This window comes from uncultured Paraglaciecola sp., from assembly GCF_963977085.1.
GTDB lineage: Bacteria > Pseudomonadota > Gammaproteobacteria > Enterobacterales > Alteromonadaceae > Paraglaciecola.
Genome location: NZ_CAXBNC010000005.1, coordinates 98993 through 116137, shown reverse-complemented (window position 1 = coordinate 116137; position 17145 = coordinate 98993). Strand labels below are relative to the sequence as shown.

General features: G+C 41.2%; 14 protein-coding genes. 5 read left to right on the top strand and 9 right to left on the bottom strand.

The features are described from left to right. Positions 1-19: 19 nt before the first annotated feature. The 3 genes from AAC000_RS07870 to hydA all read left to right on the top strand — a co-directional run bounded on the left by AAC000_RS07870 (position 20) and on the right by hydA (position 4027). The gene (locus tag AAC000_RS07870; protein WP_339721602.1) at positions 20-901 is read left to right on the top strand and encodes a nitrilase-related carbon-nitrogen hydrolase; all 882 of its coding nucleotides are present in this window, start codon (positions 20-22) and stop codon (positions 899-901) included. Positions 902-1116: 215 nt separating this feature from the next. After that, entirely contained in the window at positions 1117-2583 is a 1467-nt protein-coding gene (locus tag AAC000_RS07865) for an NCS1 family nucleobase:cation symporter-1 (protein WP_339721601.1), read from the top strand. A gap of 1 nt (position 2584) precedes the next feature. Beyond that, positions 2585-4027 carry a dihydropyrimidinase gene (hydA, locus tag AAC000_RS07860; protein WP_339721599.1) on the top strand — a complete coding sequence of 481 codons (1443 nt, stop codon included), beginning with the start codon at positions 2585-2587 and terminating at the stop codon, positions 4025-4027. Between the two features lie 305 nt (positions 4028-4332). On the opposite strand, the gene rplS is transcribed toward hydA, so the two are convergent. The 5 genes from rplS to AAC000_RS07835 all read right to left on the bottom strand — a co-directional run bounded on the left by rplS (position 4333) and on the right by AAC000_RS07835 (position 6924). Then, entirely contained in the window at positions 4333-4692 is a 360-nt protein-coding gene (gene rplS, locus AAC000_RS07855) for a 50S ribosomal protein L19 (RefSeq protein ID WP_215928779.1), read from the bottom strand. 19 nt (positions 4693-4711) lie between these two features. Continuing rightward, positions 4712-5491 carry a tRNA (guanosine(37)-N1)-methyltransferase TrmD gene (gene trmD / locus AAC000_RS07850; protein ID WP_339721597.1) on the bottom strand — a complete coding sequence of 260 codons (780 nt, stop codon included), beginning with the start codon at positions 5489-5491 and terminating at the stop codon, positions 4712-4714. Next, positions 5491-6021 carry a ribosome maturation factor RimM gene (gene rimM / locus AAC000_RS07845; protein WP_339721595.1) on the bottom strand — a complete coding sequence of 177 codons (531 nt, stop codon included), beginning with the start codon at positions 6019-6021 and terminating at the stop codon, positions 5491-5493. Before rimM ends, trmD begins: the two co-directional genes overlap by 1 nt. Positions 6022-6048: 27 nt before the next feature. Next, a complete protein-coding gene (gene rpsP, locus AAC000_RS07840) occupies positions 6049-6300 on the bottom strand; it encodes a 30S ribosomal protein S16 (RefSeq protein WP_007639666.1) in 252 nt (83 codons plus the stop codon). Positions 6301-6561: 261 nt separating this feature from the next. Continuing rightward, entirely contained in the window at positions 6562-6924 is a 363-nt protein-coding gene (locus AAC000_RS07835; RefSeq protein ID WP_339721588.1) for a hypothetical protein, read from the bottom strand. A gap of 264 nt (positions 6925-7188) precedes the next feature. Between AAC000_RS07835 and AAC000_RS07830 the strand changes: the two genes are divergently transcribed. After that, positions 7189-7743: a hypothetical protein gene (locus tag AAC000_RS07830; protein ID WP_339721586.1), complete on the top strand. Its 555-nt coding sequence runs from the start codon at positions 7189-7191 to the stop codon at positions 7741-7743. 216 nt (positions 7744-7959) lie between these two features. On the opposite strand, the gene AAC000_RS07825 is transcribed toward AAC000_RS07830, so the two are convergent. From AAC000_RS07825 to AAC000_RS07810, 4 genes are all read right to left on the bottom strand, one after another. Continuing rightward, complete coding sequence (locus tag AAC000_RS07825; protein ID WP_339721585.1) at positions 7960-9039, bottom strand: site-2 protease family protein; 1080 nt, start codon at positions 9037-9039, stop codon at positions 7960-7962. Positions 9040-9365: 326 nt separating this feature from the next. After that, the gene (locus AAC000_RS07820) at positions 9366-11258 is read right to left on the bottom strand and encodes an EAL domain-containing protein (protein ID WP_339721583.1); all 1893 of its coding nucleotides are present in this window, start codon (positions 11256-11258) and stop codon (positions 9366-9368) included. A 527-nt stretch (positions 11259-11785) separates the two neighbouring features. Continuing rightward, entirely contained in the window at positions 11786-15376 is a 3591-nt protein-coding gene (locus tag AAC000_RS07815) for a discoidin domain-containing protein (RefSeq protein ID WP_339721582.1), read from the bottom strand. Positions 15377-15428: 52 nt separating this feature from the next. Next, positions 15429-15965 (bottom strand): hypothetical protein, encoded by a 537-nt coding sequence (locus AAC000_RS07810; RefSeq protein WP_339721580.1) that lies wholly within the window; start codon positions 15963-15965, stop codon positions 15429-15431. Positions 15966-16688: 723 nt separating this feature from the next. Here AAC000_RS07810 and AAC000_RS07805 point away from each other — a divergent pair. Continuing rightward, positions 16689-17141, top strand: a complete 453-nt coding sequence (locus AAC000_RS07805) for a hypothetical protein (protein ID WP_339721578.1) — start codon at positions 16689-16691, stop codon at positions 17139-17141. Positions 17142-17145 lie beyond the last annotated feature (4 nt).

Here is a 17145-nt window from a genome sequence, read left to right as displayed (position 1 = left end):
AACTATAGATGGAGTAATTATGTCTACAACACGTCAAACTTTACGAGGTGGCTTGATCCAAATGGGTTTAAAGTCTTCTACCGATAATGATCCCGAAACCATTCGCAAAGCCATGATAGAGGCACACTTGCCTTTGATCGATGAGGCAGGTGCCGCTGGTGTGCAAGTCTTATGTTTTCAAGAAGTATTTACTCAACCTTACTTCTGCCCCAGTCAAGATCCCAAATGGTACGAAAGCGCCGAGAGCATTCCAAGCGGCCCTACTGTTACCCTAATGCAGGAATATGCCAAAAAATATAAAATGGTCATTGTGGTTCCAATTTATGAAAAAGACGACGTGACCGGTGTTTACTACAACACATGCGCAGTTATCGATGCAGATGGCAGTTATTTAGGAAAATACCGTAAAACCCATATTCCTCAAGTGGCGGGTTTTTGGGAGAAGTTTTACTTTAAACCTGGTGCGTCGGACTGGCCTGTTTTTGAAACCCAATATTGCAAACTTGGCGTTTATATTTGTTATGACCGTCATTTCCCTGAAGGCTGGCGAGCATTGGCATTAAATGGCGCTGAATACATTGTTAACCCATCCGCCACTGTTGCAGGTTTATCAGAATACTTGTGGAAACTGGAACAACCCGCGTCAGCCGCCGCAAATGGTTGTTGGATTGGAGCCATCAACCGTGTGGGTATTGAAGAACCTTGGAATATTGGCGAGTTTTATGGTCAAAGCTACTTTGTTAACCCTAGAGGTCAAATTGAAAAAGAAGCAAGCAGAGATCAAGACGAGTTAATCATCCATGATATGGATATGGATATGATCAAAGAAGTGCGAAATAATTGGCAGTTCTTCCGTGATCGTCGCCCAAGCACCTATACAAAATTGACCGATGGTGAATAATAATACCTGCCGTTAAATGTGTTTGGTAACCCTGACATTTTTAACGGTATTGTCACTCGCTACCCACAATGGCAGTACATGTAGCGCAAAAAAGTGAATGAGTTTCTGCTCATTCACTTGATTTTTAAGGGAAATTTGGTTGTATTTTAAAGGTGGTGTGGTATTTAAAAATACTTAAGTATTTCATTACACATCATTTTATAACGGAGCATGTCATGGAAAATAATAATAACAGCGTGAAACCAACGCACTTTGATGCCGATCTGTGGAACCCAGACCTAGCGCCAACTACTGAGGCAACCCGTACTTGGAATTGGATCCACTTTGCCTCTTTGTGGGTAGCTATGGTGGTATGTGTTCCCACTTACATGTTAGCCGCAGGTTTAGTTTCCGAAGGCATGACCTGGTACCAAGCGATAATTACAGTACTATTGGGCAACGCTATAGTGTTGGTACCTATGCTTCTAATAGGCCATGCTGGCGCTAAATACGGGGTCCCTTTTCCTGTGTTATTACGCAGTGCATTTGGAACCAAAGGTGCCAAAATTCCTGCTCTTGCTAGAGGGCTAGTAGCTTGTGGCTGGTTTGGGATCCAAACATGGGTCGGAGGGAGTGCTATTTATGTTATTTTAAATAGCCTTACAAATAACAGCTTTCAAGGTTCCCCTTTGCCTTTTCTTGGCATAGATATTAGCCAAACCTTATGTTTCTTTGCCTTTTGGGCATTACATTTAGTCTTTATTCATTTTGGAACTGGCTCTATTCGCTGGTTGGAAAGTTATGCCGCACCTTTTCTTATTGCCATGGGATTAGCCTTATTATATTGGGCATACGATACTGCAGGCGGCTTTGGTGAAATGCTTTCCGCTCCTTCACAATTTGGTCCTGGCGCAGCAAAAGAAGGCTTGTTTTTGCCCACCTTTATCGCTGGGTTAACCGCTATGGTGGGTTTTTGGGCAACAATGGCATTGAATATTCCCGATTTCACCCGCTTTGCTAAATCGCAAAAAGATCAGATGTTAGGTCAAGCCATAGGTTTACCTATTCCCATGGCCTTATTTGCGTTTATTGGTGTTGCGGTCACCTCTGCAACTGTGACTATATATGGCGAAGCCATTTGGGATCCTGTGAAGCTCGCTGGTAAAATGGGGGGAATGGGGATAATTGTCGCCCTAGGTACACTTGCATTAGCCACGCTTACCACTAACTTGGCCGCAAACGTGGTGGCTCCAGCCTATGGTTTTTCAAATCTCAACCCAAGTAAAATAAACTTCAAAATGGGTGGCTATATTACCGCCGGAATTGGTGTGGCAATATTTCCTTGGAAATTATTAGAAAGTGCTGGCGGTTACATCTTTACTTGGTTGATAGGGTATTCGGCACTTCTCGGTCCAATTGCAGGTATTCTGATAGCAGATTATTTTATCTTACGTAAATGCAAATTAAACATAGACGCTCTGTTTCAGCATAATGGTGAATATGGCGCTACAAATGGCTGGAATGTAGCCGGAATGGTGTCTTTAGTGGTGGGGATATTACCCAACTTACCTGGATTTTTACACGCTGCAGGAATTGTCGAATCTGTGCCTGAAATTTTTGATACTGTATATAATTATGCTTGGTTTGTAGGTTGTTTTGTTGCAGGCATACTTTATTTAATAATGGCAAAGAGAGGAAACTAACATGTCAATTCTTATCAAAGGTGGAACAGTTGTCACCGCTGATCTTAGCTACAGAGCCGATGTTTATTGTGAAGAAGGCAAAATTCAAGCTATCGGTGAAAATCTTGATGTTCCAGCTGGTTGCCAAGTAGTGGATGCGGGTGACTTACTAGTCATGCCTGGCGGAATCGATCCTCATACTCATATGCAACTGCCTTTTATGGGCACAGTGGCCAGTGAAGATTTTTTTACAGGCACTAGTGCGGGTGCCGCTGGCGGCACGACTTCAATTATAGATTTTGTGATCCCTAGCCCACAGCAACCTATAATAGATGCGTATCATCAATGGATGGATTGGGCACAGAAATCAGCCACTGACTATAGCTTTCACGTGGCTATAACCTGGTGGGATGACTCTGTTTACAAAGACATGGGCACTTTAGTACATGAACATGGGATCAACAGTTTTAAACATTTTATGGCCTACAAAAACGCCATCATGTGTGAGGACGAAACCCTAGTGAACAGCTTTTCTCGCTGCCTAGAGTTAGGCGCTATGCCTACAGTGCATGCAGAAAATGGCGATTTAGTGTTTCACTTACAGAAAAAAATCCTAGAACGCGGCATCACCGGCCCGGAAGGCCATCCTCTTTCTCGCCCCCCTGAAGTGGAAGGTGAAGCCGCCAACCGCGCCATTCGTATCGCTCAGGCCCTAGAAGTGCCGCTTTATTGTGTACATGTGTCTTGTGAAGAATCATTACAAGCCATCACACGCGCCCGCAACGAAGGGCAAAGAGTCTATGGCGAAGTATTAGCCGGGCATCTGGAAATTGATGAATCTGTGTATCAAAGTGAAAATTGGGAATATGCGGCGGCCCATGTGATGAGCCCACCATTCCGCTCCAAAAAACATCAAGATGCCCTATGGAAAGGCTTGCAATCAGGTAACTTGCAAACGACTGCTACAGACCACTGCTGCTTCTGCGCCGATCAAAAAGCCATGGGTAAAAAAGACTTTAGCATGATCCCTAATGGTACTGCGGGCATAGAAGACAGGATGTCAGTGTTATGGGATTCAGGCGTGGCCTCGGGCAAACTCACGCCTAACGAGTTTGTGGGTGTCACCTCCACCAATGCGGCAAAAATCTTTAATATCTACCCACGCAAAGGGTCCATCTCAGTAGGCGCAGATGCGGATATAGTTTTGTGGGATCCTGAAGGCACACGCACAATTTCAGTGAAAACCCATCATCAAAATATTGATTTTAATATCTTTGAAGGACGCACTGTACAAGGTGTGGCTGTACATACCTTAAGTCAAGGTAATTTGGTATGGACTAATGGCGAGTTACGCACAGTCAAAGGTGCTGGCAAAAATGTGAAACGCCCTGCTTACGGCAGTACTTTTGATGCGATTCAAAAACACACTGCGTTGAATCAACCCCAAGCTGTGGTTCGCAACTAATAATACTGAGATCAGTTAAGATTTTCTTAATCAAGTGGCTTAGCCTTTCTCTGTGATATCTGCGCCCTCTGTGGTGCAATATTTTTTTCTTTGCCTGCTATAACATGAAATGCTTTTCAGCATATAGAACACGGGGCACCGAGCCACGGCCGCTTCACTACACAGAGCAAAAATGCGGATAAAGCTAGGCGAACAGAAATTAAAATGAATTGGTATAGTTTACGCTGATTTATTTAAGTCTTAGATAGCAAAAACCCGCCAAAAGGCGGGTTTTCTTATAAGTTAACGGTAACGCAAAAATTAAATTAACCTAGCTTCTCTTTAATACGTGCAGAACGACCAGAGCGTTCACGCAAGTAGTAAAGTTTAGCGCGACGAACAGCACCACGACGTTTCACTTCAATAGAACTGATTGCCGGGCTGTGTGTTTGGAATATACGCTCAACACCTTCGCCGTTAGAAATCTTACGAACTGTAAAAGCAGAGTGTAGGCCACGGTTACGTTTAGCGATTACAACGCCTTCGTAAGCCTGAAGACGTTCTTTTTCGCCTTCCTTAACGCGTACTTGCACAACAACTGTGTCACCAGCACCGAATGCTGGAACGTCAGTTTTTAGCTGCGCTTCTTCAATTTTCTTGATGATGTCTTGATTTACTTTACTCATCATATCCTCTCATACTAGATTAACTGTCATTATGCTGCGGCAAAGATTGTAGATATAAATCTAACAACTTTTGCTGCTCCTCAGTCAGAGCTAGATCGTTTATTAATTCAGGGCGTCGTTGCCAGGTTCTACCTAACGACTGTTGTAACCGCCACTGCCTGATTTTGTCGTGATCACCACTTAACAACACCTTAGGAACCAGCTCACCGTCCAAGTTTTCTGGCCGAGTGTAGTGCGGACAATCCAACAAGCCATGACTAAAAGAGTCTTGCTCGGCAGATTGTTGATGCCCTAACACACCGGGAACAAACCTTGAAACTGCATCCATTAAGACCATAGCAGGGAGTTCGCCGCCACTTAACACGTAATCACCAATTGACCATTCCTCGTCAACCTGTGTTTGTATTACCCGTTCATCGATACCTTCATACCGACCGGCTACTAGGATCATACTTTCATTTTCAGAAAGCTGTTTCACCCCTGCTTGATCCAGCTTTTTCCCTTGGGGAGAAAGGTAAATCACTTTTGTTTTTCTTCCGGCCGCTTTTTTAGCTGCCAAAATAGCGTCTTTTAATGGCTGAACCATCATCAGCATGCCAGGTCCACCACCGTATGGCCGGTCGTCAACAGTGCGATGTTTGTCGTGGGTAAAGTCTCTTGGATTAAAACACTCTACTTGTAACAAACCGGTTTTCACCGCTCGCCCTACTACTCCCTGCTGGGTAAAAGTCTCAAACATTTCTGGAAAAAGACTAATCACCCCAAACCAACGCTTGTGTGCCTGACTAGGTTCTTGCATTAAAATGCAGGATCCCAATCCACTGTGACCGTTTTCGCCTGCCGGTCCACTTGTTTAACCACTTGGTCTAACAAGTAAGGAACCATGCGTTCTTTCTGACCAAAAGCGTCATTCAAATTGGCTTTGACTAACATAACGTCATTAGCACCAGTTTCGAATAACTCTTTAATTACACCCAAGTTGTAACCTTTATCGGTGACTACTTGCATGCCGACTAACTCACGCCAATAAACATCGTTGTCATCTAATTCAGGTAGCATCTCTGCTTTAATGGAAATCTCAAGATTTTTGATACTTTCAGCATCGTCTCGATTATCCACCCCAACCAGTTTGGCAACTAAACCTTTATTGTGGGTTCGCCATTGGTCTACGACATACTCATTGCCTTCTTGCACTTGACCCAAAAGCCAAGGAGTGTAGGCAAACACGCCGTCTAAATCATGGGTATAAGAGGTGATTTTGACCCAACCTTTGACACCATAAGGTGCTCCGATTATGCCAATCACTAATGTGTCAGACGCAACACTCATTTTTTAAACCCTTTGTTGCAACTGCAATTAAGCAGCTGCCTTTTGTGCATCTTTTACCAAGCGTGCAACACGGTCAGATAAGCCTGCGCCTACCCCAACCCAATGCTCAACACGGCCCAAGTCTAAGCGTAAACGCTCTTCTTGACCCATTGCAGTTGGATTGAAAAAACCAATGTTTTCAATAAAACGGCCATCGCGTGAACGACGACTGTCTGCAACCACTACTTGATAAAATGGACGCTTTTTAGCGCCACCACGCTGTAAACGAATAGTAACCATATATGCCTCAGACTCGTTGTAGCGTTAACGTTAACTTAATTTACCTTAAATTCTGACTGTTTTTAGCCAGATAAAAGGCCGCCGTATTTTACGGATCTGCAGCAGTTATGCAAGTTTAATTACCATTAGAAGTAAGATAATTTAGTCTGAGTGAAAGATGTGATGTATAAGTAAATTTTTACGAAGTAATTTTGCATATTGATATTCAATAATTTGGATTATTTATTCCATAAGCAAAACTATAATTTATGGATACTTTTATTAGAGTTTAGTGAGGGCTTCTTCATAATTTTGCGCTGCCAATACTCTCCAATCAGGTGATTTAATTGCTTGGCTAAAAGCACTAATACGGGCAAAACCTTGAGGTGTTCTTGGAATAATCATCATTTTCGCTTTTTCTGTGAAGTTAGATTCCAAATTAGACATCAGGGCAATCTCTTGCATATCCTCAACGCCTAAAGATACCTCGTCACAAAATGAAAAATCATGGATCACGTTCTGTAAACGCCTCATGTTATTGATAAAGTTTTCATCCGCTGTGATTTGTACCATATCCAAGCCATCGATTACGCCTGCATATTTAACGTAAATATGGTTTTCTTTAATTAATGCTAAATAACTCATTAAACGAACCTGTTATTTTTTCTGCGCAAGATAATACAGACAAATGACACTTTTTGCTTGAGGAATATAAGAATAATAATGATTAAGCACACCAATATTTAGAATATGAATACTCCAATTATTTTTGTTGCTATCCACTAATTGCAGATTAACATCATGAAGTTAAACCACTTTTTAATCTGCTTAAAACCAATTAAGGCAATTGAATAGTTCTGGATTGTTGTCTACTTTTACTACACTAAGAAGAAATTTAGGGAGTTCTCTATGGCTGTATCAGTGACTGAATTGTGGCTGGCTATAGTACTGGCTGGTTTGTTAACTTGGGTCGCAAGTGCCTTAGTTCATATGCTTATTAAGTATCACAACGCCGATTATAAAGCCCTTGCTAATGAGGAGGATGTGTCAGCTGCACTGGCCGAAAAACATCTAAAGCCTGCACTCTATACCCTTCCATATTGTAGTGACATGAAAACAATGGGCGAAGCCCATATGCAAAAAAAGTTTAATGACGGTCCTGTCGCTATGATTACAATTATGCCTAATGGCATGCCTCCAATGGGCAAACTGTTAACACAACAAATACTCTTTTTTATCTTCGGCTCATTCTTAATTGGATACTTGGCAAGCTTATCTATTGTAGTCAACGCTGAATTTATGACTGTGTTCAGACACGTATTCATCGCCTCATTCCTAACTTACGGCTGGGCTCAAATTCCCTACAGTATTTGGATGGGCCCCCCCTGGTCAAACTGCATTAGGTATATGCTTGACGCATTAATTTATGCCGCAGTCACTGCTGGTACCTTTTCCTATTTATAGCCAAGTGTGCTCTAGAATGGGCAAAAAAAGTCACATTTTTTTGTAGTAACCATTTGGCTAACTATTGCTAATGTCTTCTAGAAAAGAAGACATTAATCCATTCAATTAGCTGCAATGACAAATCAAATATTATCAACCTCCCCTACGGCTCGATAATTTGCTGTAAAAACAATCACTTTAGCTACTACTCCCAAATAGTTAAAAGACGGGATCACACTAACTGCTCAATATTTTAAGAGGCAATGACAACGCACCGTTATCAGTTTGACCTACAAACCAAATAATCGCACTTAAGCCACCCAAAGTGAGCACATACCACAAAATCGATATGACTTGAGCGTAACGGTTAAGAGGCAATAGCTGACTTAAGTGGCGGCGTTTGTATTCAAAGAATATTTCTACACTACCAATGGCAAGTAAAAAACCTAACAAAGCCAAACCAAAGTGATAACTGACATACACACCTAAGATGGCGCCCAAAACGCAGGCTGCTATACCTACCCGGGAGTTAATGGAAAAAGCGATACTTTTTAATACATGCCCACCATCTAAAGGCAATACAGGTAACATATTAAATAAATTCAGCAGCGCATTAAATACCGCTAAGCCTGCGAGTACTTCTATATCGGTAAGCCAATACCCTATTAAACAAACAATAGACAATATCAAGCCAAAAAATGGCCCCATGATTGAAATCACAATATCTTGCCAGCGAGTATTAATTTTATCGTCGCTGAGGGCCAAACCACCCACAAAAGGAATAAGGTAAATACCTTTGGTTTTTAAACCAAAGTACTTCATCGCCTTAATATGACCATATTCATGAAACACCAGACACAATATCAGGGCAATCGCAAACTCAATTGAAAACAACCAGCTATAAGCCGCTAAACTGCCTGCAGCAAACAGCACTTTAATTACCTTGGCGCTTTTAAACAGTTTTAACCCCAGACCCGCCATACCAATGAAACTAAACTTCATAGGTTGCTTATCACCTTGAATGACTTGCCTTTGCTCTATGTCTTTTTCAGTAAGGGTGTTTTCATGCAATAGCTCATCATTAACTAAAAGCTTGAATTGCAGTTCAAAAGGCTGCCATTGCAAAGAGCCATCTAGCTCCACTTGAAGATCGCCCTGCTCACTTTGTAGGGTAAATTGATGTAAAAAATTACTACTGTCGGTATTGGCACTAATTTGCGAAACGCAGTCATCCCCCCAAAATAGTCGTTGCCACCCAGCCATTGATCCTTCTAATTTAAGTGTTTTACCCAAACACTCTACTGCTAATAATTGCACTATTTAAACTCTACAAAAAAACCACGCACGATTATTACTATATTTTTTGATGGGACAAGGTTTATCGACAATAAAGATTAAAAATAGCTAGAGCTAAGAAAAACAGAATACTGCAGGTTGAGCAGAATGAGGCAGTTAATAGAGGAAAAATAAACGTGATTCACCAAATGGGCACACAGAACAGAGAGAAAAGATAGTAAAACAGCTTGGTTTAATATACATGGCTAGAGCATGCATATTGTCTTCTTGATAATTGAAAAAGGACTTTGCTGTTATAAACACAGATATTGGTTGCTGGCAAAGAAGCTGCCCCAATAGTTCGTCACCTAACAATTTACATTATTTTGCTCCACATATTTTAGAAAATCAGCTGAAGACTGAGGTTTGGCCCAGTAATAACCTTGAGCAAATTCGCAGCCTAGTTGGGTTAGTTTTTCTAGGGTTTCTGCAGATTCAATTCCTTCAGCGACAACGGTCAAATCAAGACTTTTTGCAATATTAATAATGGCAATAATAATATTCAGGTTTTGCTTTGATTCAAGCATTTTAAATACGAAAGATTGATCAATCTTTAACGCATCTAAGTTGTATTTACTCAGATAACTCAGGTTAGAATACCCCGTACCAAAATCGTCTATAGAAAAACTTACGCCGAGATTTTTGATGTTACTCAGTTGCGTTAGAATATGCTCCCCCTCACCGAGTAAAAGAGACTCAGTCAATTCCAACTCCAGATATTTACCCGCAAGTCCCGATTGACTTAGCGCTTTTTCAACTTGTTCGGTGAGGTTACCTCTGGCAAATTGTACCGATGAAAGATTGACCGCGACTTCAAAATCGGGATAGCCCGCCTCATGCCAAGACCGGCATTGTCGGCAGGCTTCTTCTAATACCCAATCGCCAATCTCCACGATCAAGCCGGTTTCTTCCGCTAACTCAATAAACTGCCTTGGGGCAATCAAACCACGCTCTGGATGTTGCCAGCGTATTAGTGCTTCCGCTCCCACTAGTCTAGCTGTGCGCAAATCGACTTTAGGTTGATAAAAAAGGGTTAACTGGTTTTGTTTCAGTGCATCGCGTAAGTCTTTAATCAACACAAAACGCTCTTGGCTAACGGTATTCATGCTTGCATCAAAAAAGCGGAATAAGTTTTTGCCATCGGCTTTGGCTTGATACATAGCAATGTCAGCTTTTTTGCAATAACTGTCGAAGTCAGCCCCATCCTTTGGCGCCATGGCAATGCCTATAGAGGCGGATGTTTGAATTGAGTAACTATCCAAAACGATATTCTGGTTCACTGCATTGAGAATTTTATTACAAGTCTTTTGAACATCTCTTATGTGATTTACTTCAGTCAACAAGACGATAAATTCGTCTCCGCCAAAACGTCCAGCCGTGTCGACTTTACGTAGGCATTGGGCAAGATTGCCTGCTACTGTTTTTAACACTTGATCACCCACTGAGTGACCTAGAGAGTCATTAATAGTTTTGAAGTTGTCCAAGTCAATAAATAAAAGCGCAATTTGACCACCATGACGTTGTATGAGCTTCATTTGATAATTAAACCTATCTTGACATAAAGAACGGTTTGGCAGCCCCGTCAATTCATCATACTGCGCCATGTATTGCGCCTTTGCTTTGGAAATTTTGAGTTGGCGGTTGCCTTTTTCTAGTTTACTCAGTGCACTGCGCAAATCATGAGAAATAGTTCTAATACTCAAACTCGCAGCCGTCAATATCAGTAAAATAATGGCTATATTAGGAATATTTACTGGATCGTATCCTTCATTTCTTAAACCGCTCAAGTGGGTCAGGCCGATCAACACAGTCGCTGTACAAAAATAAACATACAAAAGTGTGAACTCTCGACGAGAACACATTAATGCAGCAAAAAAAAGTATGGCAGGAAATGAAAGGATAGCGGGATCTCGCAGTCCAGAATTTAACAGCACCGCGATTGTCAACCCTACTGATATAGACCACAGCAAAATGGAAGCGGCTTTGTCAACTTTATTGAGCAACAGAGTGTGAAGGGCATATAACATCATGATATCGCACCCAACAAGCGTCAATAAAGTCGGCAAGTGATATGCAAAAATATAGATAAGCGCAACCCCCAAATTCAAGCAAGCCAGTGTGATATACAGCAGTTGCCGTAAACGCTTAGCGCGAAAATTTGTTATTTCATCGATTGCAGATGGATCTTCTGTATCTGACATATCTAGTACCGCTTAATCTTAGCCTCTAGATTAACAGCGAAATAGACAAGCAACAATATAAGTCCTGCATATTGCGCTATAGAACGGCACATTTTCAGGCAATGATTCGGGACAAATTAATATTAACTTGATTCAACAACCGCTTTAATGCCAATGAGTTGTTTGACATTTTTGGAATGACTTCGGTTGATTCCGAGAAGTACAACAAACACAAAGCAGCCTCACTTTGATCCATACTAAAATCGAAGTTCTGTTCGGCCTTCCGGTATTGCAAATACGTTTCCGTGTTTCGAAGCGTCGCGACCAAGCTGAAAGCCCCATGGCCACCAATATTGCAGGAGTAACCTAAAACAGCTTTATCTACCCAGAGCAACAGATGAAGCACAGGGATGATTAGATGGACGCTCTTTAGTAATTAACTGTTGTTTGCACATTCAGTTTGGCGTATTTTGACCCCATTACTACTCTGGAGCGCCCATGTTAAAAACTCATTGTCTGCCAGCAAAACCCAACACGGTTCTTTGACTTTACTGAAGATTGAGTTGCCCCTGCTCTTCCTGATAAACAACTTCTTTTTTGAAATAGCTTAACCCATAAGAAATATGCACTGTATCGCCGCTATTAACCTGAACAATCCCGTCATTAGCCACTGCAGCAGAATTGGCTAAACTAATGAGTCCTCGGAATTTATCTGCATTTTGGCTCATTTCTGTTACTTCGAGCACTTCTCTATCGCCACCAGAAGTTTCAATTACAACCTTACCGGTTTCGGCCTGAACGTAATTGAAATTAAGCGGAGCTACCAGCTCAATACCAATTTGCTGAGTTAAATTAGTAATAGTTGATAGTTCACTGATGAAATTCTGATCCAACACCTTGATAGTGGTTTTATCAAAAGCACTATAAGCTAAACTGGAATTCCAAGCGGTATTAAACGCAATCCATCCTTCAGTCCAGCCCACATTACCCGCATCAGGATTATAGGGATAATGCTGTGGTTTCGGCGAGCCATCTATTACCGCAATTACATCGTTAAGTTTTCCAAAGCCATCATGTTGACTATACCAACCAAATTCCACACCTTGAAACTCGTTGGGTCCTTTATACGAAAAGTGCAACCCAGTTGGATTTCGCCCAAACATCGCATCAAAATGTGCAGTGGCAATTTCGCGCAGTCGCGTTATTTTAGAGGCATCATCTAACACCTGTATCGCGGCATAAATTGCCGCTGGCAAGCCAACAACATTGCCAGGCTCATTAAATTCTGGGATCACCCATTCATTTGCCCCATCACCGTATTTTCTAAAATCCCAGAGATTGGAAGACCGCGATATAACAACGTCAGACCATTGCTCAATTTTTTGCTGCAGGCCTGCGGGAGCAAACTGAGGATACACTCGCATAAAATAGGCTAACCCTTCCATGGTGACATGTTCGCTCATTCGTTGCCCCTTGGTTGTAGTTGGATCTAGCCAGTCTACGTTGTTAATAATCTCATTTGTTTGCGCAATTGCAGCATTAAGAAAACGCTGTACTGTTACCGCAGGCATACCTTCTCTAAGCGCCACTTGATACATTAATAAATTCGGCATAATTGAATGCCCTGGCGGAAACGAGCCTTTTCCCGATCCAACTTGTGTATAAGTTTGAAATAGGTCTCCGGTATAAGTTGGAACCGTATTTTCGTACCAACCTTTATTGCTACGGCTTGGATTACTCCATAGATCTTCAGTTAGATAATTTAGCATAACCTGATAATCAGCTACCGAAATATAGTCCGCAATATCGGGATAGGCATGTAAGAAAAAGGCAATTTGTTCTTTAAACAGAGGATGATTTACCCCAGTTTTTTTGTAAAAGTTAATCGCAAAATGCACTAACTTAACCACATCAGGTGCATTAATGTCGGGGGTTCCTATCTCACTACTTCCATAATCGGTGCCATTATATACTGTTTGGTAATCGACCTTATGTGGCATGCGCTCATAAGCTGAAGGATTAGATAGGTACTGAGCGACCAATGTTGGTATTTCAAAGCTGAACTGATGAGCATCACGCCAGGCTATACCAGTGTTACAGCTCGGATGGCTACCAAAGTAACAGCGGGATGAAGCCATAAAATCAACAGCATTCTGGTACGACACTTTTTCATTCCAGAAATACCCCATGGAAAAGTTAACCGAACGAATGTCATTAATCTGAATGTAATATTCCGTACCAGGGGTCATTAGGTTAACACTACTAAAGTCACCAATGTTATTTTGCACTGTACCACTAAATACAATTTGATCATCACTAGCATTAAGCAGATTAAAGGCGGTCCCGTTGTCCACAGTGGGTGCTGTAAAACGTTTGCTTTCATTAATATTAAATCCACTTTGATTAAGGTAAATCTCAGGTGGACCAGCTATCTGGCTACTTAATGGGCATGGACCGGAGTTATTATAAATTTCAATTTCTTTTATCTTTAGGCGCTGAGTATCAGTCGACATCAAACGCACTTTTGACGTAGTAATAATATTGTCAAATTCTATCATCACCACGTTGTTGTCATTACCCGAAACGCTAGCTCCAGGGATATCCAACCAACTTCCAGAAGATTGGTATTGCAACGAGAAGTTATAAATACCAGGTTCATTGTGATAACCATTATGTATGGCAGCGCATTGAATAATAAAAGTGTCTTTCAAGTCGATCTCTAACCAATGCTGGCTAGCACTAGTATCACTTAGCCATCGCGAGTCATTTGAAACGACGCCGTCAACTGCATTAATTGCAGCGTAGGGTTCAGTAACAGAGTCAGCCGTAGTATTTGCGTTGAGCGCAACATTAAAGGCAGCCTCATTGACACTTAACAAATCAAATCGAAATGCGTCAGCTATTGCATTTTTAGACCCGGAGGAATTATCATTGTTAAGCGTAACTGAACCAGACAACCCACCCAGAAACTGATGGGTACCTAATGTAAGCCATTGCCCTTGGTTCGTAAGTGTTTGGTCGACGGTATACTGCGTTTCACCAGCTGCATGCTTAACGGTGATTTTTGCGTCTGACATTCTAGTGCTGTCACCATCAGGCAGCCAATAAAGTACTTGGTAATCTCCGGTAGCCGGCATATTAGGTTGCCATACACTATTTGCCGTTCCCCCCAACGCTGTGGAGATATATTCGTAATCCTCACCGTAATAATTATTTTTAGCGGTAGAAGAATGCCAATTGCCCGACTTTATGCTTTGGGTATTGTCGATAATATTTTGTACCGGGGCGATGCGAATCGCGTCAGCGATGAAAAACGAGTTTGAGTTAGAAGCTGAACTGGTATTACTTAGGGTGACAGATCCTCCTATTTGTTGCTCAAAATATTCGGTGCCAAGGTAATGCCACTTCCCTCCCTCTTCGATGGTTTGATCTACAAAATACTCATCCGTCCCTTGAGAATGTTGAACCACATATTTGGCATCAGTCACTCGCTGCGTGCCGCTATCCGGTAACAAAGTATAAATTCGATAATCTCCCGAATGAGGCACGTTCAAATTCCATTTAATTGACGCTTCACCACCGTTGCCTTGTACAAAGGCGTAGTTATTATGGTAATAATTACTTTCCCAGGATGAAAACGCCCAGCCCCCAACAAGCTCAGCGTCTTCATTATCGATGACATAACCTTGAAATTGGCTCACAAACGGGTCATCGTCATTTAACAACATGGACGCTGATCGATTAGCACTTACCGCATAATCTTCGGAATCGGCAAGGCTAAGTTCGATTGACTTAACTCCTCTCCCCTCTTCATCATTAATTGGCGTTACCCGCAGATAATAGTTATTTTGATTAGCCGCGAAAGTAATGGAAGTTGGTAGGGGGTTAATGTACGGATCGATATTAACCGCACTTTGGTGCACTAAGTTAACGGTTAATGCTTGGGCCAGACTGCCACTTCTAAATAGTTTAAAAATACCATAGGGTCTGCCGGTACATTGGGCATTTTTGGCTGCCACATTCTCACACACTTCAGGGGTCATCGAAGTAATAGAGACTACATCATCAGACATTGCCTGATAACTGACAAGATAAGTTGAAAATAGGCCCAGCAACATTTTATTTGATAGTCGTTTCATTAAAAACTCTCCGTTGAATTTTATGGATAAAATTGGCACTACATATGAGAGCTTATTTAGCTACAAAGCCATTTAACTTTGAACGATTAACGCCGCAAACCTTATTGTGTTGAAACATTCCAAATACCGTGAATAAACCAACTATAAAAGTGGCCAATGATAAGGCTTCTGGAACCTGTATTGATTGTTCAAGTCTTGGTGGACTGAAAGACAATGTACCCAAGTGGTCAAAGGAGCTGTTATGGATAGTGGTCGCGTTAATTTGGAATTCACCACTCCAAAACAGTATGCCTGTAACGCCTTTGGCGATATCGGTGACATCAAAGAAAAAGGTGAAAAATAAATCGTCTAAAGAGGATTGAAAAACACCATCAATAGTAAATTCAATATTGGCAAGCGGATCTTCGTATAAGCTAGTCAATCCTAAAGTATGATCAATTGCCAACTCGTCATACTCAACTAGTCCGATTGTTTCGCCACCTAATTCAATATTTTGATATAACAAACCAGCCTTTGCGATATTGCTCGAACTAAAGTAACTCACAAAAATAACAACTAGGACGACGGTTAAATTTTTCCAATAACTCATTCTTACTCTCCCTTATGATTACGATTAAATAAATACTGCGTATTAAAAAGTGTACTTCAGACATTGTTATAATTTGGCATATGAAGTACTGAATCCACACAGCAATTGTTTCTCATAAAGATACGCATGTAAACATATTTTTTTACATAAAAATAACATACTAACGAATAATAGCCTTTCCCAAATGTATTTACAGTAGAAAAGAAACCACTCGTATCTAAATTAGATACAGATGGTTTTGTGAAACACCTATTATTCAGAACTTGATTAAAAACATTAACAGGCAATGTCGACGCAAGCGATGTATGAAAAACTAATGCCAACGATTCGAATAACAGTGAAATAAGCAAATTACTCCACGAGTGATATTGGCACCGCTTTGGGCGAAACTGATAAATCAGAGTATGAATAAGCCCTAGTTTTTACTAGAAGTTACAAATACTGGATGATTGTCTTTGGAGATCTATAATTAAAATGGAATGCCTTACAACACAGGGCTACTCGTTTTCAAAATTTCAAAAACGAAATTACTTGGATTGTTATGTTTAGTGCTCATCACTAGTGAATATAAAGATGTTTTTTCTAAAACCTGTTTCTTGTTTCTACTAGCGCGCTAGATATTATTCCCTATATACTGAGTACACAGGCAAATATTAATCCCCATACCTCATCCAATATGTTCTATGCTAAAGGCTGCCTAACCACCATTTGTGACCCATCCTTATGTATCAAACACTTGTTCGAGCTAGTAGTTTATTTAGTCTATTTATCTTAATTAGTGCCTGTAATGTCAGGTGGGTCAGCGAATACGATGCGCAAATAGATCAAGGAATAACGCAATTACATCGTGAGATGGAAACCTTTTTAACAGCGTTAGAGCAACAACAGGTACCAGAGTGTTTATCAACTGAGCATGGTTTGTTTTATCAACAAAGTTTAGTGGATGTGCGGGCGTTAAAGGTACGCGCTAAAGCCATTCCCAATAATGACATAACCTTACAACAACTGAATTTGTTAGAAGAAAACTTATCACTGATGTTGACACTCCACCAAACACAAGACAGATCTAATAGCTGCATGGCACCTGGAATGATCACCTTTAACCGTTCGAATTTTGAAAGTATATTCATCGCCATTTTAAAATTTGAACTCGCCAAAAAACGCCAAGTTAAATAACGAG